The organism is Pseudoxanthomonas kalamensis DSM 18571, assembly GCF_010211745.1.
In the GTDB taxonomy this organism is placed as follows: domain Bacteria; phylum Pseudomonadota; class Gammaproteobacteria; order Xanthomonadales; family Xanthomonadaceae; genus Pseudoxanthomonas_A; species Pseudoxanthomonas_A kalamensis.
In genome coordinates, this window is the sequence record NZ_PDWQ01000109.1 from 1 (window position 1) to 566 (window position 566).

A 566-nucleotide genomic window follows, 5' to 3' on the forward strand; every position below is an offset into this window, starting at 1 on the left:
TTGGTGTTCATTGCCGATGACAGCGCGCTACGCATCGATGCGATCGGCCGCAGCCTGGATTACACGCCCGCGCGTTACGGCGATGGCCGCGTGGAGACCGATCCGTTGAATCCGCAACGTCGAACCGGCGGCGCGGCCGCGTTCGCGCAACTGATCGCGACGCGCATTCGCCCGCAGGTGGAGGCGCGCGTGGCGGTGGCCACGCGCCGGCAGACCGTGTGGGGCCACTCGGACGGTGGGCTGTGCGTGTTGCACATGCTGCTGACGCAGCCGCAGCTGTTTCAACACTACGTCGCGGTGGATCCGTCGCTATGGTGGGGCGATGGCTTCATCGTCGATCAGGCGCACCGCGTGGTGGATGCTGCGCAAGCGACAGACGCATACACGCCGCAGGTATTGCGGAGCGTGACGGTGATGGCAGGCGAGGGCGAACCTCCCACACGCAACCCAGCAGCACGCGCCATGCCAACCGAGCGGCCCGGAAGGCCACGCGCAGATCCGCACGCAGTCCCCAAGCTCGTCGCGCTGTTGTCCTCGTTACCGGCCATCAAGGCCGACTATCGGCC

At 67.3% G+C, this 566-nt stretch carries 1 protein-coding gene; it reads left to right on the forward strand.

Translation table 11 applies throughout. The annotated features are described in order from the left end of the window. Positions 1-566, forward strand: a 566-nt coding sequence (locus CSC70_RS14265; RefSeq protein WP_162457226.1) for an alpha/beta hydrolase, incomplete at both ends; no start/stop codon positions are given.